The 19873-nt window shown below is 75.8% G+C and carries 17 protein-coding genes and 1 pseudogene; 4 read left to right on the forward strand and 14 right to left on the reverse strand.

Annotated features, from left to right (window positions below; all coding sequences use genetic code 11):
* Positions 1-207: pseudogene (locus WDV86_RS07815) on the reverse strand (hypothetical protein); the annotation flags it as partial.
* 41 nt (positions 208-248) lie between these two features.
* Here WDV86_RS07815 and WDV86_RS07820 point away from each other — a divergent pair.
* Positions 249-956, forward strand: coding sequence for a hypothetical protein (locus WDV86_RS07820; protein ID WP_339567053.1), 708 nt, complete (start codon positions 249-251; stop codon positions 954-956).
* A gap of 165 nt (positions 957-1121) precedes the next feature.
* Here WDV86_RS07820 and purB read toward each other — a convergent pair whose 3' ends face one another.
* The 3 genes from purB to WDV86_RS07835 all read right to left on the reverse strand — a co-directional run bounded on the left by purB (position 1122) and on the right by WDV86_RS07835 (position 4988).
* Positions 1122-2552, reverse strand: coding sequence for an adenylosuccinate lyase (gene purB, locus WDV86_RS07825; RefSeq protein ID WP_445262985.1), 1431 nt, complete (start codon positions 2550-2552; stop codon positions 1122-1124).
* 48 nt (positions 2553-2600) lie between these two features.
* A complete protein-coding gene (locus WDV86_RS07830; RefSeq protein WP_339567055.1) occupies positions 2601-3257 on the reverse strand; it encodes a vitamin K epoxide reductase family protein in 657 nt (218 codons plus the stop codon).
* Between the two features lie 183 nt (positions 3258-3440).
* A complete protein-coding gene (locus WDV86_RS07835; protein ID WP_339567056.1) occupies positions 3441-4988 on the reverse strand; it encodes an MFS transporter in 1548 nt (515 codons plus the stop codon).
* A 102-nt stretch (positions 4989-5090) separates the two neighbouring features.
* Here WDV86_RS07835 and WDV86_RS07840 point away from each other — a divergent pair, with 102 nt between their 5' ends.
* On the forward strand, positions 5091-5642 hold the full coding sequence (locus WDV86_RS07840) for a TetR/AcrR family transcriptional regulator (RefSeq protein ID WP_339567057.1): 552 nt from the start codon (positions 5091-5093) through the stop codon (positions 5640-5642).
* 119 nt (positions 5643-5761) lie between these two features.
* Here the strand turns inward: WDV86_RS07840 and WDV86_RS07845 are convergent, their stop codons facing one another.
* The 9 genes from WDV86_RS07845 to WDV86_RS07885 all read right to left on the reverse strand — a co-directional run bounded on the left by WDV86_RS07845 (position 5762) and on the right by WDV86_RS07885 (position 15430).
* Positions 5762-6862, reverse strand: a complete 1101-nt coding sequence (locus WDV86_RS07845; RefSeq protein ID WP_339567058.1) for a spore photoproduct lyase family protein — start codon at positions 6860-6862, stop codon at positions 5762-5764.
* 61 nt (positions 6863-6923) lie between these two features.
* Positions 6924-7346, reverse strand: coding sequence for a DoxX family protein (locus tag WDV86_RS07850; RefSeq protein WP_339567059.1), 423 nt, complete (start codon positions 7344-7346; stop codon positions 6924-6926).
* Positions 7347-7501: 155 nt separating this feature from the next.
* Positions 7502-8260, reverse strand: coding sequence for a MerR family transcriptional regulator (locus WDV86_RS07855; protein WP_339567060.1), 759 nt, complete (start codon positions 8258-8260; stop codon positions 7502-7504).
* A 137-nt stretch (positions 8261-8397) separates the two neighbouring features.
* Positions 8398-9339, reverse strand: a complete 942-nt coding sequence (locus WDV86_RS07860) for a cation diffusion facilitator family transporter (protein WP_339567061.1) — start codon at positions 9337-9339, stop codon at positions 8398-8400.
* Positions 9339-9749, reverse strand: coding sequence for an ArsR/SmtB family transcription factor (locus WDV86_RS07865; RefSeq protein ID WP_339567062.1), 411 nt, complete (start codon positions 9747-9749; stop codon positions 9339-9341). The genes WDV86_RS07860 and WDV86_RS07865 overlap by 1 nt, the downstream gene beginning before the upstream one ends.
* A gap of 62 nt (positions 9750-9811) precedes the next feature.
* On the reverse strand, positions 9812-12016 hold the full coding sequence (locus WDV86_RS07870; RefSeq protein WP_339567063.1) for a S9 family peptidase: 2205 nt from the start codon (positions 12014-12016) through the stop codon (positions 9812-9814).
* Positions 12017-12111: 95 nt separating this feature from the next.
* Positions 12112-12546, reverse strand: coding sequence for an ATP-binding protein (locus tag WDV86_RS07875; RefSeq protein ID WP_339567064.1), 435 nt, complete (start codon positions 12544-12546; stop codon positions 12112-12114).
* Between the two features lie 279 nt (positions 12547-12825).
* Complete coding sequence (locus WDV86_RS07880; RefSeq protein WP_339567065.1) at positions 12826-14175, reverse strand: DUF2254 domain-containing protein; 1350 nt, start codon at positions 14173-14175, stop codon at positions 12826-12828.
* A 40-nt stretch (positions 14176-14215) separates the two neighbouring features.
* Complete coding sequence (locus tag WDV86_RS07885) at positions 14216-15430, reverse strand: YihY/virulence factor BrkB family protein (protein ID WP_339567066.1); 1215 nt, start codon at positions 15428-15430, stop codon at positions 14216-14218.
* Positions 15431-15674: 244 nt separating this feature from the next.
* Here WDV86_RS07885 and WDV86_RS07890 point away from each other — a divergent pair, with 244 nt between their 5' ends.
* Entirely contained in the window at positions 15675-17687 is a 2013-nt protein-coding gene (locus WDV86_RS07890; RefSeq protein ID WP_339567067.1) for an EAL domain-containing protein, read from the forward strand.
* A 73-nt stretch (positions 17688-17760) separates the two neighbouring features.
* On the opposite strand, the gene WDV86_RS07895 is transcribed toward WDV86_RS07890, so the two are convergent.
* On the reverse strand, positions 17761-18096 hold the full coding sequence (locus WDV86_RS07895) for an STAS domain-containing protein (RefSeq protein WP_339567068.1): 336 nt from the start codon (positions 18094-18096) through the stop codon (positions 17761-17763).
* A gap of 280 nt (positions 18097-18376) precedes the next feature.
* Between WDV86_RS07895 and cls the strand changes: the two genes are divergently transcribed.
* Positions 18377-19873 (forward strand): cardiolipin synthase, encoded by a 1497-nt coding sequence (gene cls, locus WDV86_RS07900; RefSeq protein WP_339567069.1) that lies wholly within the window; start codon positions 18377-18379, stop codon positions 19871-19873.

The raw sequence follows: 19873 nt of genomic DNA on the forward strand, positions 1-19873 counted from the left end.
CCCGGGCACGAGGACGAGAGGACCGGCGGCGGGCCCGGCGGCGGGCACAGGCACGGGCGTGCACAAGGGGGACGTGGACGACGGCGTCCTGACGGTCGGCATGCCCGCGACCGTGGCACCGAGCCCGACCACGCGCACGTCGGGCGGCTGCTCGATCTCGCCTGCGGCGGCCGCCTCAGCCCCGTCCGCGAGGGGGAGGAAAGCCATGACCTGCCCTGGCACGGAGGGCGACGAGGTGTCACGATCTGGTGACGCCCCTCGGCGCCACCCACACCCACCGCCGGGAGGCCCCTGTGCTCGCACGCCTGCGCGTCGTCGTCCCTGACCGGACCGGGTCCCTCGGCGTCCTCGCCTCCGCCGTCGGCGCCCTGAGGGCCGACGTCGTCGGGCTCCGCGTGCTCGGCGCCGAGGCCGGGCGGGCGACCGACGACCTCCTCGTCGAGGTCCGCGACGCCGCCCACCTCGCGCGCCTGGAGCAGCGGCTGGCCGCGACGGTCGGCACCGAGGTCGAGGGCGTCCGCGCCCCTGCGCGCCCGGCCGACGGCCACGCCGAGCTGGGTCTCGCGGCCCAGGTGACCGCCCGACCGGGCCACGCGGCGCGCACGCTGGTCGACGGCGCCCCCGCCGCGCTCGACGTCGACTGGGCCGCCGTCGTCCGCCTCGACCGGCACGGCGTCGGCGTCGAGGTGGAGGCCGTCACCGAGCCGGGCCCCGGCGGCCGGCTCGTCCTGCCGACGTCCCCGGCGCGCGTGACGCCGCTGCCGCTGCCCCTGCCCGACGGCTCCGGCCCGTGCGCCGGTGCCGCGCTGCTGCCCGCCGGGCGTCACCCCGTCGGCGTGCTGCTCGTGCGAGAGCACGGCCTCGGCCTGCACCGCGCCGAGCTGTGGCGCCTCGGCGCGCTCGTCGACCTCCTGGCGCCCGCCCTGGCCCGCCAGCTCCTCGAGCCCGCCGCCTGACCGGCGGAGCTCCACCCCGCCCTCCCCCGCGACGTGTGACCTCGTCGCGCCGCCCTCCCCCGCGACGAGGTCACACGTCGCGGGAGAAGGAGGGCTGACGTCCCGCGCCACGAGGTTGCACGTCAGGGTGCGCAGGGGGCGGAGGGGGCGGCGAGGCCGCGGGGCTCACCCCAGCTCGTCGACCAGCCGGCTCGCGAGACCGGTGTACGTCGCGGGCGTGAGCGCCGCGAGGCGCGCGGCGACGTCGTCGGGCAGGCCCAGACCGGCGACGAACTCGTGCATCGCCGGTCCGTCGACGCGGCGTCCGCGCGTCAGCTCCTTGACCCGCTCGTAGGGCTCGTCCATGCCGGGGACGCCGGCGACCGCCTGCGCGCGCATCACCGACTGCACCGCCTCGCCGAGCACCTCCCAGGTGGCGTCGAGGTCGCGCGCCATGACGTCCTCGGCGACGTCGAGCCCGGCGAGCCCCCGCCGCACGTTGTCGACGGCCAGCAGCGAGTGCCCCACCGCGGTACCGATGTTGCGCTGCATCGAGGAGTCGGTGAGGTCGCGCTGCAGCCGGGACGTCGTCAGCGTCGAGGCGAGGACGTCGAGCAGCGCGTTGCTCACCTCGAGGTTGGCCTCGGCGTTCTCGAAGCGGATGGGGTTGACCTTGTGCGGCATCGTCGAGGAGCCCGTCGAGCCGTGGGCGCCGAGCTGCTGGCGGAAGTAGCCGACGGAGACGTAGCTCCAGACGTCGGTGCAGAGGTTGTGCAGCACCCGGTTGAAGCGGGCGAGGTCGGCGTACAGCTCGGCCTGCCAGTCGTGGGACTCGATCTGCGTCGTCAGCGGGTTCCACGTGAGCCCGAGGTGCTCGACGAAGGTGCGGCCCACGGCCGGCCAGTCGACGTCCGGCAGCGCGACGACGTGCGCACCGAAGGTCCCCGTGGCGCCGTTGATCTTGCCGAGGTACTCGGCGCCCTGCACCCGGCGCAGCTGCCGGCGCAGCCGGTGCGCGAGGACGGCGAGCTCCTTGCCGAGCGTCGTCGGCGTCGCCGGCTGCCCGTGCGTGCGGGCCAGCATGGGCACCTCCGCGCTCGCGCGGGCCAGGTCGGCGAGGGCGTCCACGAGCGCCGTCGCCGCCGGCAGCCACACCTGCGTGACCGCCCCGCGGACCATCAGCGCGTAGGCGAGGTTGTTGACGTCCTCGCTCGTGCAGCAGAAGTGGACCAGCGCCTCGGCGCCCTCCAGCGAGGTGCCCTCCAGGTGCCGGGCGACGTAGTACTCGACCGCCTTGACGTCGTGCGCCGTCTCCCGCTCGGTGGCCGCGAGCTCGGCGACGGAGTCGGCGTCGAAGCCCTCGACGAGGTCACGCAGCGTCGCGACGTCCTGCTCGGTCGGCTGCGGCGCGCCCGGGACGACGCGCGTGAGGTGCAGCAGCCACTCGACCTCCACGTGCACGCGCTCGCGGTTGAGCGCGGCCTCGGAGAGGTGCTCCACGAGCGGGGCGACGACGCCGCGGTAGCGCCCGTCCAGCGCGCCGAGGGGGATGCCGGCGTCGGCGAGCGGGGTGCTGGTCGGGCGGGCGGCGGCGGGTGCGGAGGTCACGGCCGGCATCGTCCCAGAGCCGGCCCGCACGCCGGTCCACGAGGGGACCGTGCCGGCTCAGGCGAAGGGCAGCAGCGTCTGCCAGTAGTCCCAGAAGCGGACGCCGACGAGGGTCACGACCACGGCGTAGGAGACCAGGACGAGCGGCACCCGCAGGTCCACGACGGCGTCGGCCACCGCGCGGGGCGCCGGCAGGACCCGCTGCTCCAGCGAGCGCGCGAGCGTCGTCCAGAACGTCGGGATCATCACGGCCCACACGACCATGCAGTACAGGCAGAGCGCGCCGATGTCGTACAGGCTCTGGCTGATGAGCCAGACGACGAAGGCCGTCCCCGCGCCCACCCCGGCGAGCAGGCCGGCGCCGACCCACCGCGGCAGCACCGTCCCGGCCGCGAGCAGGACGCCGAGCGTCGTGAGCACCGCGAAGGAGGCGACGCCGATGAGCGGGTTGGGGAAGCCGAGGAGCGCCGCCTGCCACGACTCCATGACCCCGCCGCACGACAGGACGGGGTTCAGGCTGCACGAGGGCACGTAGTCGCTGTCCGCGGCCAGCTCGAAGCGCTCGACCGTGAGGATGAAGGCCGCGACGAAGCCGACGAGCCCGCCCAGCGCGAGGCGGACGCCGAAACCACGGTCGCCGAGGACGGGCGTGGGCTCCTCGCCCGAGTCGTCGACGTCGTGCTCGTCCCGCGCGCGCTGGTCGGTCACCGCCATACCACGAGGGTAGGGCGGTCGCCCTGGGAGTGGGCTGGGAGCGGGGCGCCCGTCACCCGCCCGGCCCAGCGCCGCGGGCAGGGCGGGCCGGCCGGCCGGCCGGCAGGACCGAGCGGGCGGCCGGCGACGTCGTAGGTCAGCGACGCTGCCCGCTCGACGACGTCGTCCTCGTCAGCTCCCGCCTCAGCGCGCCCGGGACCGCGGCCGCAGCGCGAGCGCGACCATGACCGCCGCCGCGAGGACGACGACCCCGCCCAGCGCCGCCGCGGCGTCGACGCCGGCCGCGAAGGACTCCCGCGCCGAGGCCAGCAGCGCGGCCCCCTCGGCCTCGCCGAGCTGGCCGGCCACCTCGACGGCCCCGCCGAGGGTCTGCGTCGCGGCGTCGGCCCCCTCGGGCGAGGCCCCGGCCGGCACGACGAGGCCCGAGCGGTAGACGGCGCCGAGCACGCTGCCCAGCACGGCCGTGCCGAGGACGGCGCCCAGCTCGTACGCCGTCTCGGAGACGGCGGACGCCGCACCCGTCCGTCCCGCCGGGGCGGCGGACAGGATGGCGTCGTTCGTGAGCGTCTCGGCCAGCCCGACGCCGCCGCCGACGCACACCGTCGCCGCGACGAGCAGCGCCACCTCCGGGCCGCCGCCGAGCTGGGTCGCCAGCCCGTAGCCCAGCGCCGCCGTCACGAGGCCCGCCGGCACGAGCACCCGCAGCGACCACCGGCGCGCGAGCCGGACGGCCAGCAGACCACTCGCGATCGTCGCGACCATGCTCGGCAGCAGGTGCAGCGCAGCGGTCATCGGCGAGAGGCCGACGACGAGCTGGAGGTGCTGCGAGGTGAAGAAGAGCAGGCCGGCGAAGGCGAAGATGCTCATGAGGTTGGCTGAGACCGACGCGCTGAAGACCGGCAGGCGGAAGAGGGAGAGGTCCAGCAGCGGGTCGGCGCGGCGCAGCTGCCGGCGGACGAAGAGCACGAGGCTGCCCGCCCCCAGCACGGCGGCGGCGAGGGCGACCGGCCACGACGCCGACCCGACGGCGGCCTTGACGGCGTAGACGAGCGGCACCATGGCGAGCAGCGAGAGCACCACCGAGACGACGTCCACGGGCCCCGGCGCGTCAGCCCGCGACTCCGGCAGGAGCCGCGGACCGACGAGCACGAGCAGCGCGACGGCGGGCACGGCCGAGAGGAACACCGAGCCCCACCAGAAGTGCTCGAGCAGCGCGCCGCCGAGCACCGGCCCGAGGGCGGCACCGGCGGAGAAGCCCGTCGCCCAGATCGCGACGGCGAGCCGCCGCTGCCGCGCCTGTGGGAAGACCGTGCGCAGCAGCGCCAGCGTCGAGGGCATGAGCATGGCGCCGAAGAAGCCCAGCCCGGCCCGCGCGGCGACGAGCGCCCCTGCCGTCGGCGCGTACGCCGCGACGACGGACAGGACGCCGAAGCCGCTCGCGCCGACCAGCAGCATCCGGCGCCGGCCGAAGCGGTCGCCGAGGGAGCCCATCGCCACGAGCAGCCCCGCGAGCACGAGCGGGTAGACGTCGACGACCCACAGCAGCTGCGTCGCGGTCGGCGCCAGCGAGGTGCTGATGGTCGGCAGGGCGAAGGACAGGATCGTCGTGTCGGCGGCGACCAGGACCGTGGGAAGCACGAGCGCCGCGAGCGCCGCCCACTGCCGCGCCGCGACGCGCGGCAGCGCCGGCGGGCGCTCGCGCGTGGCGGGGGCGGGCGTGACGGCGGTCATGAGGTCCTCCTGGAGCGGGTGCGTGAGCGCCTCGATGGCGCCACCGCGGCGACTGTACCGTCTGGACGGTTTAGCGTCGACCGTGGTCGATACCCTGACCGCGTGACCGCCCGCGACCGTGTCCTCGACGCCTACGAGAGGCTGCTCGTGGACGCCGGACCGGCCGCGGCGACGCTCGACGCCGTCTCCGCCACCGCCGGGGTCTCCAAGGGCGGGCTGCTCTACCACTTCCCCAGCAAGGAGGCGCTGGTCAGGGGCCTGCTGGAGCGGCTGCGCCACCGCGGGCTCGAGGACGCCGAGCGCATCCGCACCGCACCCGAGGGCGCCACCGCCGCCTGGCTGCGCACGTCCTCACCCCCGCTGCACGACGACAGCGGGCTCTCGCGCACGTACGTCGCGGCGCTGCGCGTGGCGGGCAGCGAGGACGCCGCCGAGCACGCGCCCGCCGTCTTCGCCGAGATCGACGACGGCTGGTTCACCGCCCTGCGCGAGCAGCTGGGCGACGCCGCCCGCGCCCGCCTGGTGCAGCTCGTCGGCGACGGCCTGTACCTCGCGGCGCTCAGCGGTGCCGAGGACGCCGGCCCCGTCCCCGTCGAGGACCTCCTCGCCGCCCTCGGCCCGCTCCTCGACGGCCCGTCACCCCGGACTTCGTAGCCCTTCTCCGCCCTCGCCCGCCCCTCAGGCGGACTTCGTAGCCCTCCTCCGCCTCGAAGGCCTCTGTGGGAGGACTTCGTAGCCCTTCTCCGACGCGCGACACGACGCCGGCGGCAGCGTCAGAAGGCGTAGCGGACGGTGAGCCAGGGGGTGCGCTCGGCCATGAGGTCGAGCAGGCGCTGCAGCCAGACCTGCTTCCAGCGCAGGCGGTAGCGGACGTTCTCCATGCCGTTCTGCGAGCGCTTGGTCTCCTGCACGTCCGGACGCCAGATCGCCTCCTCGCCCTTGGGGTGCCAGCCGAGGTTCACCTCGTGCAGCCCCGCGTTGTGCGTGAGGAAGATGACCTCGGCGGCGGCCTGGGCCTTCGCGGCTGGCGAGAGGACGTCGTCGAGCTCGGCCAGCAGCTCGGCCCACTCCTGCAGCCACCCCTCGTGGACGACGACGGGCGAGAGGTTCAGGTGCACCTCGTAGCCGGCCGCGACGAAGTCCTCCACCGCGGCGATCCGCTGCGCGACCGGCGACGTCCGCACGTCGAGCAGCCGCGCCATCCGGTGCGGCATCACCGAGAAGCGCACGCGCGTGCGCCCTCTCGGGTCGTAGTCGAGCAGCCCGCGGTTGACCTGCTTGGTGGCGAATGACGCCTTGGCGGTGGGCAGGTCGCGGAAGGCGGTGACGAGGTCGCGCACGTTGTCGCTGACGACGGCGTCCACCGAGGCGTCGCTGTTCTCGCCGATGTCGTAGACCCAGGCGTGCGGGTCGCACTGGTCCGGCGCCGGCTTGGGCCCCTGCCGGGCGACGTGCCGCTGCAGGTACCCGACGACCTGGTCGATGTTCGCGTAGACCGTGATCGGGTTGGCGTACCCCTTGTGCCGCGGCACGTAGCAGTAGCTGCACGCCATGGCGCAGCCGTTGGCCGTCGACGGCGCGATCCAGTTGGCCGACCGCTCGTTGCGCCGCGCCGTCAAGGTCTTGCGGACGCCGAGCGCCAGCACCTCGGTCTTGGTGCGCACCCAGCGGTCGACGGACGCGGCGTCGTCGTGCACGCCCGGGACGCGCTGGGCGGACGTGACCTCGACGACGTCGGCCCCCGGCCACCGCGCCACGACCTGCTGCCCGCGATCCAGCGCCAGCGCCGCAGGCTCGGCGTAGATGGTCCGGACGTCGAGCAGCTGCTCGGGCGCGCGCGTCCCCCGGACCGGCGCACGCCCCGTCGCCGTCACCGTCGTCCCCCACGGAGAAAGGCTACGAAGTCCACCCCCAGCCGCGGGCAGGCGGCGGGGGTCAGCGGCGGGGCCGAGACCGGCGACCGGCGACGAGGTGGTCCAGGCTCGCGCGGCCCGGGCCGGCGCCGAGCAGGACGAGCGCGCCCGCCGCGATGACGCCGACGAGCTCCCAGCCACCGTCCGCGACGAAGACGCCGTTGCCGAGGTGCACGAGCCAGAAGGCGACCGCCATCTGCACGACGACGAGGACGCTCACGACGCTCGTCGCCGCCCCGAGCACGAGCAGCGCGCCGCCGCCGAGCTCGACGACGCCGGCCACGACGGCCGCGACCTCCGGCGCCGGGATGCCGAGCGAGGCGAAGAAGTCGGCCGTCGCGGGCACGCCCTGGTCGACGAGCTTGTCCCACCCGTGCGCGACGAGGACGACGCCGAGCAGGACCCGGCCGAGCAGCAGGGCGATGTCGCGGACGGGCGCGGGCACGGGACCTCCGGGGTCGTGAAGAGCGGGAGGGAGGGACGGCTGCACCCCCACGAGGGTCCGAGCCTAGAGGGGTGGATCGAGGACGCGGCTGACGGCGTCCTCGGTCCACGCTCCTCGGTCACGACGGTCGGTCCGCCGCGACGACGGCGCCCGGATCAGGCCAGGTGCTCGCCCGCCCAGACGTGCATCGCCTCGCGCAGCCAGGCGTCGAGCCCGGGCTCGACGTCGTCGTAGAAGGCGCGGAAGCGCTCGTCCTCGACGTAGGTGTCGGCCAGCCCGCGGTAGCTCGAGGCGTCCGGCGTCCAGTGCGCCGCGACGCCGGCGTGGTGCTCGGTGACGAGCGCCTGCGCCGCCGGGTCCGACGGCGCCGCCCCCGACCGCTGCACCGCCGCGAGCCGCTCGGCCAGGTCCGCGTGCTCGCGCTCGCCCCGCTCGAGGTCCGACCGGCTCCAGCCGGCGGTGCGCTCCTCCGCCTCGCGGAAGCTCGCCCGCACCCCCTCGCCGTACCGGTCGACGAGCTCGGCCTCCCACCGCGCGCGGTCGCGCGCGAGCCCCTCGAAGAACTGCTGCTCGGTCATCTCGCCCTCTCCCTCCAGGTGGTCCGCGGTGCGCCGGGCGGTCTCGGCCAGGCGGACCAGCCGCCCGCCCTCGGCGTCCAGGGCGTCGGCGTGCTCGCGCAGCGCGGCGGCCTCGTCCCGCTCGCCGTCGAGGACCTCGCCCACGACGGCGAGCGGCACCCCCAGCTCGCGGAGCAGGAGGACCCGCTGCAGCCGCAGCAGGTGCTCGCGCTCGTAGAGCCGGACGCCGCCCGCCCCGGTGCCGGCCGGCACGAGCAGCCCGACGGCGTCGTAGTGCCGCAGCGTGCGCGCCGTCGTCCCCGACATCCGCGCCACCTCGGCCGTCGTCCACGCCACCGCCGACTCCCTCCCACGTCCGTACCGCCGCCCACCGCGGCGCCGGCGGGTCGTTCCCGCCGACGCCTCCGGACGCTAGGAGCTGACGCTGCGTCAACCGCAAGCCCTCCGCGGACGGACGTCTCCGGCGGCGTCGCTCAGTGGTGGCTCGCGGCGTGCGACTCCCGCTCCCGGTGCGCGCGGGTCTCCAGCTGGAAGGTCGCGTGCTCCAGCGCGATGTCGAAGTGCTCGGCGACGCAGCGGCGCACGTCCTCGAGGACGTCCGGGGCGTGCCCGTCACGGAAGCACTCGTCGTCGAGGACGACGTGCCCGGTGATGATCGGCAGGCCCGTCGCGACGGTCGAGGCGTGCAGGTCGTGGACGTCGCGCACGTGCTCCAGGCCGAGCAGGTGCGCGCGCACGTCGTCGAGGTCGAGCCCGCGGGGCGTGAACTCCATGAGCACGCCGAGGGTGTCGCGCAGCAGCAGCCACGCGCGTGGGACGACCAGCGCCGCGATGGCGAGCGCCGCGAGCGTGTCGGCCCGCGCGAAGCCCGTCGTCATCATGACGACAGCGGAGGCGATGACGGCCAGCGTGCCGAGGGCGTCGAGCAGCACCTCCAGGAAGGCCGCCCGCAGGTTGAGGTTGGCCGTCCGGCCACCCATGAGGGCCCCCACCGCGGCGAGGTTGAGCGCGAGCGCCACGACGCCGAAGAGCAGGAGCTCCCGCGAGGCCACCTCCGGCGGCTCGGCGATACGGCCCACCGCCTCGACGACGGCGTAGACCGCCACCGCGACGAGCAGCACGCCCTGCGCGAGCGCCGCGAGCACCTCGATCCGCCGGAAGCCCCAGGTACGGCGGCCGTCGGCCGGCCGCAGCACGAGCGTGGCGGCGACGAGGGCCACGACGAGGCCGATCGAGTCGGTGAGGGAGTGCACGACGTCGACGAGCAGCGCGAGGCTGCCTGTCACCGCCGCACCGACCGCCTGGGCGACGACGATGCCGAGGACCAGCAGCAGCGCGACCAGCACCCGCCGCCGCTGCCCCAGCGCCTCCCCGGCGCCCCCGTGCCCACCACCGTGGCGGTGCCCGTGCCCCATCACGCCACCCCGCCGGGCGCCGGCGCGGCGTCACGGGGGCCCGCGGTCGGGTGCGTCCCGGCCGTCAGGTGCGAGCAGAGGGCCACCTGCGCGCCCGTGCCCACGAGCAGCAGCTCGGCGGCGTCGACGAGGCGCGCGAGCGCCGCGGCGTCGGCGAGGGAGTACCACGACGCCCGCCCCTGGGCCCGGACGTCGACGAGCCCGCACTCGCGCAGGCACGCGAGGTGCTTGCTCGTCGTCGACTGCGCGAGCCTCAGGTGCTCGACGAGGTCCCTGACCCGGTGGGGCCCGAGCGCGAGGTGCTGCAGGATCGTCAGCCGCGCCGGGTCGGACAGCGCGGAGAACAGCGCCGCGTACACCCCCGTCGCCGCGGCGTCGACCGTGGCCTCGGGGGCCGCCGTCATCGTCATGCGTCGATGCTAACGCCTGGAGGCGATACCGAGGTCGCGCGACGGCCGGGGCGCCCGGCCGCTCACCCGACCGGCGGCAGCGGCTCCGCCGGCGCGCCGAGCACGTCGAGCACCCAGGCGTACTCGAAGGCCCGCTCCTCCCAGCCCTTGTACCGCCCGGAGGCGCCGCCGTGGCCGCCGTCCATCTCGGTGCGCAGCAGCACCGGCCGGTCCCCCGTGCCGAGCTCGCGCAGCCGCGCGACCCACTTGGCCGGCTCGACGTACAGCACCCGGGTGTCGTGCAGGCTGGTCATCGCCAGCACCGCCGGGTGGTCGACCGCCGCGACGTTCTCGTAGGGCGAGTACCCCTTCATGTAGGCGTACACCTCGGGGTCGGCCAGCGGGTTGCCCCACTCGTCCCACTCGGTGACCGTCAGCGGCAGCGACGGGTCGAGGATCGAGGTGAGCGGGTCGACGAAGGGCACCTGCGCCAGCACCCCGGCGAAGGCCTCCGGCGCGAGGTTGAGCGCCGCGCCCATGAGCAGCCCGCCCGCCGAGCCGCCCATCGCCACCGTGCGGGCCGGCGTCGTCCAGCCCTGCTCGACCATCGCCTCCGCCGCCGCGACGAAGTCGGTGAAGGTGTTGCGCTTGCGCAGCTGCTTGCCGTCGTCGTACCAGTGCCGGCCCATCTCCCCGCCGCCGCGCACGTGCGCGAGCGCGAAGACGACGCCGCGGTCCAGCAGCGAGAGCCGGGAGACCGAGAAGGACGGGTCCATGCTCGCCTCGTAGGAGCCGTACCCGTAGAGCACCAGCGGCGCCCGCTCACCCCGCTCGTGGGCCTCGGCCACGTCCCGCCGCGCGACCACCGACACGGGCACCTGCACGCCGTCCGGCGCGCTCGCCCACGCCCGCCGCTGCACGTAGTCCTGCGAGGCGTACCCACCGAGCACGGGCGTCTCGCGGCGCAGCGTCTGCTCGCCCGTCGCGACGTCGAGGTCGAGCACCCGCGGCGGCGTGACGAAGGACGTGCGCACGAACCGCACGAGGGGCTGGTCGAAGGCCCGGTTGCCGCCCAGGCCCACGCTGAACAGCTCCTCGTCGACCTCCACCTCCGAGGGCGCCCCGATCGCCTCGGCGCTCAGCGGCGCGAGCGCCAGGCGCGGCAGCGCGTCCCGCCGGTAGGCCACGGCCACGAAGCCCGCGAACGGCGCCACGCCCTCCAGCCGGCGCCCCGGCTCGTGGGCCAGCACGGTCTCCCACCGCGACGGCGAGGGGTCGTCGACGTCGACGACGGCCAGCTCGAAGTCCTCGGCGCCGTCGTTGTGCAGCACGAGGAAGCGGTCACGCACGGACCCGTCCGCCTGCGGCAGGACGACGTGCTCGACCTCGTACTCGACCCCCTCGCGCCGCGGCGCGACGACCCGCAGCCCCGCGCTGGGGTCGGTGGTGTCGAGGACCCGCACCTCCGACGTCGTCTTGGCCGCGCTCTCGACGACGAGGAAGCGGCGGCTGCGCGTGCGCCCCACGCCCAGCCAGAACCGCTCGTCGTCCTCGCGGTAGAGGACGTCGTCGTCGTCCGCTGCCGTGCCGACCCGGTGGCGGCGCACCTCGTGCGGGCGCCAGGCCGCGTCGACAACGGTGTAGTGCACCACCTCGGAGTCCACCGACCACGTGGCCCCGTAGAAGACGCCGGGCACCTCGTCGGCCAGGTCCTCGCCGGTCTCCAGGTCGCGGACACGCAGCGTGAAGCGCTCGTCACCGGTCGTGTCGCTCGACCACGCCAGCCGGCGTCCGTCGGGGCTCACGGCGGAGGCGCCCAGGGAGAAGAACTCGTGCCCCTGCGCCTCGACGTTGGCGTCGAGCAGCACCTGCTCACCGGGCAGAGAGCCGTCCTCGCCCGCCGCCGGCGGCTCCCAGCTGTCGCCGACCGCCGGTGCGCGGCAGGCCAACCCGTACTGCTGCCCCTCGACCGTGCGGCCGTAGTACCACCAGTCGCCCTCGCGAGCGGGCACCGAGAGGTCGGTCTCCTGCGTGCGGGCCTTGATCTCGCCGAAGACGGCGCCGCGCAGGCCCTCCAGGTGCGCCGTCGCCGAGCGCGTGTACGCGTTCTCGGCCTCCAGGTGCGCGAGGACGTCGGCGTCCTCCTTGGCGCGCAGCCACTCGTACGGGTCCTCGACGACGTCGCCGTGGTGCTCACGGCGGGTGGGACGGCGCGGTGCGACGGGTGGCTCCGCCGTGGCCTGCGGCGCCGGTCCGGTCTCGGGCTGGTCGACGGTCTGCTCGGGCATGCCCCGACCGTAGGCGCCGCCACCGACCACAGCAGCAGCCGCCTGCCCGGGTGCCCACCTCGCCGCCGGCCGAGGTCGGCCGGGGCTCTCCGGCCTCAGGTCCGCAGGCAGGCCCAGACGTGCTTGCGGCCCTCGTGGACGTACCACCCGCGGTCCTCGGCGAGCATCGCCACGAGAGGCAGCCCGTGGCCGCCGAGGCCCGGCGAGCGGTCGTGCTCGGGGCTCGGCGGCGAGTCGGGCGCGCGGTCGGCCACGTCGAGCAGGCAGCCACCGCCGTTGCGCAGCACGGTGACCTCCGCGGGCGGCGAGGCGTGCCGCAGGACGTTCGTGACCAGCTCGCTCATGAGCAGGGTGAGCGCGTCCGCGACCGTGATGCTGCCGCCGCGCCCGTCGCCGTGCAGCACCGACGCCCGCTGCGCGAGTTCGCGACGGGCGGAGGTGAGCTCGCTCGCCGTGGTGACGACCCAGTGGGCCAGGACCTGCCCCTCGAAGTCAGGCTCGGCGAGCGGCCAGACGCGGGACCTGGGCACCGTCCCACCTCTCCTGACGTGTCGCCGTCCTCGTCTGCGGCAGCGAGCGCCGCCGGGCGCACCTCCTGCGCCATCTCCTCCCGAGCGTAGGGCGACCGGCCCGACCCCGCCCACCCGACGGGCCCACCCGAGGGGGCCGCAGCGCTCTGGACGCGGTGGCCTGCGCCCACCGGGGCGTCGTCCGCCCGTCATCCGCCCGTCACCCGCTCGTGGCCGGCACCTCGCCCCGGGGCGCTCGCGAGGCGCCCGCCCCCTGCGTGCCTGGCAGCCGCCGGCAGCTCAGGGGCGCCCGGCCGCGGCCTCGTCGACCGCCGCGACGGCCTCGTCGAGGAGCAGGCGCCAGCGCTCGTCCTCCCGGAAGCCCTCGGCGGCCGCCGAGACCCGGTCGCGCGACGCCCGCACGAGGTCCATCGACCCGGCGTCGGAGCCGACCACCCGGGCGCAGCAGGTGAGGACGCGCAGCATCGCGGCGAGGACGACGGGGTCGCCGCTCGCGTAGAGCAGCGGCTGCCCGACGGCGACGTCGAGGACCTCGGGCACGCCCTGGCGGCGCAGCACGACGCGGACGACGTCGTCCTCGTCACGCAGCAGCGCGTCACCGAGGCCGTGCTCCAGCGCCGCCGCCGTGACGTCGGCGAGGTGGGCGAGGGCGTGCACCGCGGTGGTCGGGTCGTTGAGCGACGGGGAGACGGCCCGGACCGCGACGTCGACGAGCTGGCGCAGGCCGTAGGTGGGGTCCTCCGCCGACGTCCGTTCCTCGCCCACGGTGACGGCCTCGCGGACGGCCCGGGACAGCTCCTCGTCGGCCTCCCGCACCTGGGCGCCGGCGGGGACGCCGGGCAGGAGACGGCCGAGGGGCTCCCCCCGGACGAGCAGCCGGCCCGGTGTCGCCGTGAGGTCCAGGACGGCGTCCCGCTCGCGCGCCAGCTCGACGAGGGCGTCCCGGTCGAGGGAGGTGACGAAGCCGGTCGAGCCTGCGCGGACCAGGAGCCCGTCGGTGCGCCCCTGGAGCGCGGCGGGGACCTCCTCGGACTCCTCGGTGCGCCCGAGCGAGTCGTGCGCCTCCTCGCGGACGTCGACGAGCACCGGCTCGATGCGGATGCGCCGCACGAGGTGGGCGAGGAAGAGCACGAGCGCGACGACGCCGACGACGGCGAGCAGCACGGACAGGCTCACCGACAGCCTCGGCACGAAGCCTCCGCCGTCGTCCAGCGGCTCGCGGACCGACCGCAGGACGACGAGGGAGTACACGAAGATCGCGAGGAAGAGCCCGAGGGTCACCTGCACCGACCGGTCGCCGGCGAAGGTGCGCAGCAGCCGGGGGGAGTACTGGCTGCTGGCCAGCTGCAGCGTCACGAGGGTGAGCGAGAAGGTCAGCGACGTCACCGTGATGAAGGCGCCGGCGACCGCCGCCAGCACGTCGCGAGCGGCCGCCGCGCCGCCGCCGAAGACCGCGGTGTCGACGACCGAGGGCAGGTCGTCGGCGACGGCCTCGTCGACGAGCGGCAGGAAGGTGCCGAGGGCCAGCGCGAGGACGACGAAGCCGACGGGCACCGGCCACAGCCGGGTGCGGACGGCGTCGGCCAGCGTCGCGAGCAGACCCCCCACATCGGGGCGGGAGGCGCTCACGCCGTCCTGGCCGGGACGCCGCGACCTGCTGCGCGGCTCATCAGCTACGGCCGGCCCGCCCGCTCGCGGCCGCCTCCGCGGCCTCGCGCTCGGCCTGGTCGGCGCGGCTCTCGCCGCCGTTGCGCAGGCGCAGCCGGTAGCCGGCGTCGATGTCCTCCTGCACCTGCGCCAGCCGCTTCTCGCTCAGGGTGGTGTCGCGGGGCGGCAGCTGGATGCTCTCCTCGGCGCGGATGCCGGCCTGCAGCTCGCGCCCGCGCTCCAGCTCGGCGTCGAGCTCGGCGCCGAAGAGCAGCGCGATGTTGGTGATCCACAGCCACAGCAGCGCGATGATGACGCCCGCCAGGGCGCCGTAGGTCTCGTCGTAGCTGCCCGCGAAGGCGAGGTAGACGCCGAAGGCCGCCGAGCCCAGGAACCACACGACGATGGCGACGACCGCGCCGGGGCTCACCCAGCGGAACTTCGGCTGCTGCAGGTTCGGCGTCGCGGTGTACAGCAGCGCCACCGTGACGACCACGACGACCAGCAGGACGGGCCACTTGGCGATCGACCAGACCGTCACGGCCACGCCACCGAGGCCGATGACGTCGCCGACGGCCTGCGCGACGGGTCCGGTCACGCCGATGATCACGACGCCGAGCGCGAGCAGCACCAGCAGCACCAGCGTCCAGGCCAGCATCAGCGGACGCAGCTTCCACGTCGGCCGGCCCTCGGCGACGTCGTAGACCTTGTTGACGGCCTTCGAGAACGCCATGACGTAGCCCGACGCCGTCCACAGCGCGCCGAGCAGGCCGATGACCAGGCCGAGGCCGAGGCCGGCGCTGCTCTGGTTCTCGACGAAGCCCTCGACGGTGTCCACGAGGCCCGAGGCCTGCTCGGGGGTGCCCACCTGCGAGGTGACCTCCTCGATCGCCGTGATGACGGCGTCGCTCTGCCCGACGATGCCGAGCAGGGACACCAGCGCGATGATCGCGGGGAAGAGAGCGAGCACCGTGCGGAAGACCAGCCCGGCCGCCAGCTCGGTGACCTCGTCGCGGCCGAACTCCCGGACGGTCCGCTTGAGGATGTACCCGGCCGTCGGCTTGGTGAGGTCCCCCGGGTCGTCGGGCTTCCGGTCGTCGCGCGCGTCCGGGGCGTCGTCGTCCTTCGCCGTCGTCCGCGCGTACGCCGCCTCGTGGCTGCTGGCCGGCTGCCCGCCGCCGGACGACGCCCTGCTGGACGACCCCGCGTCGGAGCCCCGCGTGCTGGACCTCGCCATGACGGCCCCTCCTCCCCTCGACGTGGCCCGACGTGCCGGCCCCGGTGGTGCTGCGCGTGCGCGCCGCCCGTGCTGGGCACAGCCTGGACCCCGGCACCGGCCCCCGCGCGCGGAGCCTCCGACCGGGGGTCCCGCGGCCTCGACCCGGGGAGCGACGCGCCTGCCCCTCGAGGCCCTACCCCTCAAGGTCCTGCCCCTCAAGGCCCTGCCTCAAGGTCGCGCCCCTGCGTGCCGATGGGCAGCCGTGGACCTGCCGCTGCGCCCCGCGACCGCCCTGGCGGCGGTGTCCCGTCGCGCGCGCGGGGCCCTCGGCGTGCGACGGGTCGTCCCGGCGGCCCGCTGGCGACGTCGCCAGGCGGTGCTCGCCCTGGTGCTGGCGGTGCACGCGGCGCTGCTGGACGGTGCGTCGGCCCTGGTCGGCGACGTCGCGGACCCGGTGCTCGTCGCCGTCGCGGCGGTCGTCATGGTCCTCCTGGCCGTGGCCGCCGCGCCGCTGCTCGCGCCCGGCCTGCGCGTGCCCCGGACCGTCGCCGCCGCGGCCGTCGGCGCGGGGCTCGCCGCCTCGGCGCTCGCCCTGGGCGCCGCCGCCGCCCACCTGCCGTCGACGCTGACGACCGCCCACCTGCTCCTGGTGGTCGTGCTGGTCTCGCTGCACCGCAGCCCGGTACCGGTGGTCGCCGTCCTGCTCACCGCGCTCGGAGGCAGGTTGACGGCGCTGGCGCTCGTCCTGCCCGCACCCGGCGCCGCGGAGACGGCGGCGGAGGTCGTGGCCCTCGCGGCGGCCGGCAGCGTCGCGCTCGTGTCCTGGCGCTCGGAGGTCCGCGCCGCCACGACCTCGGGACCTCTCGTGCGCAGCACCGACCGGGACGGCCTGCGGGCCCTGCTCGTCGAGCACCTGCGCGAGCGCTCCGGGGAGCCGCTGGCCCTCCTCCTCGTCGGCCTGGTGGCCGCCGAGGGGCGCGACGGCGCGGGCGCCGAGGCCGACGACCTCCTCCACGCCGTGACCACCCGCGCCGCGGGCGCGGTGCGCGACGGCGACGTCCTCGTGCGCCTGCCCGACGGCCACCTGGCGGTGCTGCTGCCCGGCGGCAGCGCCGCCAGCGCGCGCCTCGTCGGCGAGCGGGTGCGGGACGCCCTCGTCGACGGCGTCGTCGTCGCCGGCGCCCTCCTCGACGTCGACGCCTCGGTGGGCGCCGGCGGCGCACCCGACGGCGCGGGCGGGCGCCGCCGGGCGCTGTCGCGTCGAACCGGCGACGTGCACGCCCTCGCCACGGCCGACCGGCTGCTGGCGCAGGTCGACGCCGCCCTGGAGGTGGCGCGCGACACCGGCACCGGCGTCGCCGTCGTCGACCCGGACGAGCGCGAGGGAGCCCGCCTGGCAGACCTGGCGGTCCTGCGCGACCAGCTGCGCGGGGCGCTCGAGGCCACCGTGCCGGCCGTGCCCGCAGGAGCCGCGGGCGGGTTGGCGCTGCGGTGGGCGCCCCGCTTCGACGTCCGCGCCGGCCGGTGGACGAGCGCGGTCGCGCGGCTGGCGTGGGAGGACGACGCCGCGCCCGACGCCTCGGGGCGACGCCGCCCCTCCCCGCTCGACCTGGCCGCCGGGACGACGCTCGCGCCCGAGGCGATGACCGTGCTCCTGGTGCGGGCCCTCGAGGCCACCGTCGCGTGGCGCTCGACGGGCGTCCGCGTGCAGGCCGCCGTCGCCGTGCCCGCGGAGGCCCTCGGGCGCCCCGGCCTCGTCGACCTCGTCGACGCCGCGCTCGCCGAGGCGGGCGCCGACCCCGCCGACCTGCGCCTGCTCGTGGCCGACGCCGACGTCGTCGCCGACCCCGGCTCGGCGGCCACGGCCGTCACGCGGCTGGCGGCGCTCGGGGTCGCGGTCTCGGTGACCGACGTCGGCGCCAGCCGCTCCTCGGTCGCAGCGCTCGGTGCCCTGCCGACGGACGAGGTCGTCGTCGACGCCGCGCTGGTCGGCGCCCTCGCCACGGGCGACACCGAGCAGACCCGGCTCGTGCGCGCCGTCGTGGGCCTCGGGCACGGGCTGGGGCTGCGGGTCGTCGCCGCGGGCGTCGACCAGGAGCAGACCCACCGGGCCGCCACCGCCCTGGGGTGCGACGCCGTCCAGGGCGCGCACGTCGGCGTCGAGACGACGGCCGACGGCATCGCCGCGCTCGTCCTCGGCTCCCGCGGCGGCCAGCTCCTGGCCCCGGCCAGGCGCCCGGGCCTGCCCTCCCCCCGGCGGCCCGACGAGGGCTGACAGCCGCCCTGACCTGCGGCCCGAGCCGGTCGGCCCTGCCCAGGACCGTGGACCTCTGGCCTGATCGTCGAGCTCAGTCCTCGACGTCGAAGAAGTCCGTCATGGCGGTGATGTCGAGCATCTGCCGCACCGGGCGTGACGGGCCCCGCAGGACCACCCTGGTGCCTCGGGTCCGGGCCGCCACGGCCGCGGTGATGAGGCACTGCAGGCCCATGGAGTCGATGAAGGTCACCTCGGCGGCCTCGACGACCTCGACGTGGCGCAGCGCCTCCTCCAGGTCGGGGCCGGCGCCCTCGACGGCGCGCAGGTCGACCTCGCCCCGCAGCCTCAGGACCGAGCAGTCCTCCCGCTCCACGACGACCGCGGAGGCGGCCCCGGGCGTCGGCTCGGTGCCCTCTGAGGTGCTCACACGTCCATGGTCGCGGCTCGCCCCCCGGGAGCGCACGGCGGGACGGCCCCGGGACGACCCCGGGGCGGTCGCCGGACGCAGGCCGACGCCGTCCGCGGACGCAGGTCGACCCCGGGAGCCGACGGGGGGGACGGCTCGACCGGGGTCGACGAGGAGAAGCGTAATGGCCCGACGGCGGTGCTCGGTGACGTGGGGCCAAGGTCATCCAGACGGCCGAGACCCTCGGGTGGCCCGGCCGGGCGCCGGCCCCGCGCGACCTCCCGCGTGGTACCAAGCACGGGTGCCTCCGAGTGCCGGGTCGACCGTGCCGTTCAACCTGTCGGAGGTCTCGATCGTCGCCACCGCCGTGGTGGCGGTCGTCGACGTCGTGATCCGCGTCGTGGCGCTCGTCGTCGTGCCGCGCGACCGGCGCCCCTCGTCGGCCATGGCGTGGCTGCTGCTGATCTTCTTCGTGCCCTCGCTCGGCGTCATCGCCTTCCTGCTCATCGGCAGCCCGAAGCTGCCGCGCCACCGCCGCGAGAAGCAGCAGGACATGAACCGGCTCATCGAGGAGGCCGTCGCGTCGCCCGAGATGGCCGAGCGCAGCCCCCGCTCGTGGCCCTCGTGGGTGGAGGGGGTCGCCGCGCTCAACCACCGGCTCGGGGCCCTGCCCCTCCTGCCGGGCAACGACGCGCACATCGTCGCGCGCTACGAGGACCAGGTGCCGGCGCTCGCGGCGGCGGTCGACCGCGCGCAGCGCTACGTGCACGTCGAGTTCTACATCTTCTCCTGCGACGACGCGACGAGGCCCTTCTTCACGGCGATGGAGAAGGCGGTGGCGCGCGGCGTCGTCGTCCGCGTACTCTTCGACCACGTCGGGACGCTGCGCTACCCCGGGTACAGGCAGACCCTGGCCGAGCTGGACCGCATCGGCGTCGACTGGCGCCTCATGCTGCCGGTGCAGCCGTTGAAGGGCCGCTACCAGCGCCCCGACCTGCGCAACCACCGCAAGCTCGTCGTCGTCGACGGCGTGGAGGCCTTCGTCGGGTCGCTCAACCTCATCGACCGCACCTACAACAAGCGGGCGGCGGTCAAGCGCGGGCTGCTGTGGGAGGACCTGCTCGTGCAGCTGCGCGGCATGGTGGTCCTCGAGGTCGACGCCCTCTTCGTCACCGACTGGTACAGCGAGACGGACGAGGTGCTGCGGGAGGACCCCGCCACGGCGGCCGGCGACCTCGACGAGGGCGACCTGGACTGCCAGGTCGTGCCGAGCGGGCCGGGCTTCGAGGGGGAGAACAACCTCAAGTTCTTCAACGCGCTGGTCTACGGCGCCCAGCGGCGCCTGTCCATCACGAGCCCCTACTTCGTCCCCGACGAGTCGCTGCTCGTCGCGGTGACGACGGCGGCCGAGCGGGGCGTGGAGGTCGAGCTCTTCGTCGGCGAGATCGGCGACCAGGTGCTCGTCTTCCACGCCCAGCGCTCCTACTACGAGCGGCTGCTGCGCGCGGGCGTGCGGATCTGGCTGTACCCGGCGCCGTACATCCTCCACGCCAAGCACCTGAGCGTGGACGAGGAGATCGCCGTCGTCGGGTCGAGCAACCTCGACATCCGCTCCTTCGAGCTCGACCTGGAGCTCACGCTGCTCGTGCTGGGCCGCAGCTTCGCGCGCGAGCTGCGTGACGTCGAGGACGGCTACCGCGCCCAGTGCACGGAGCTGACGCTGGAGGCGTGGTCGCAGCGGGGCTTCTGGCGCCGGGCGGTCGACGACCTGGCGCGGCTGACCTCCGCGGTGCAGTGA

Source organism: Pseudokineococcus sp. 1T1Z-3 (assembly GCF_037482365.1).
Classification (GTDB): Bacteria; Actinomycetota; Actinomycetes; order Actinomycetales; family Quadrisphaeraceae; genus Pseudokineococcus.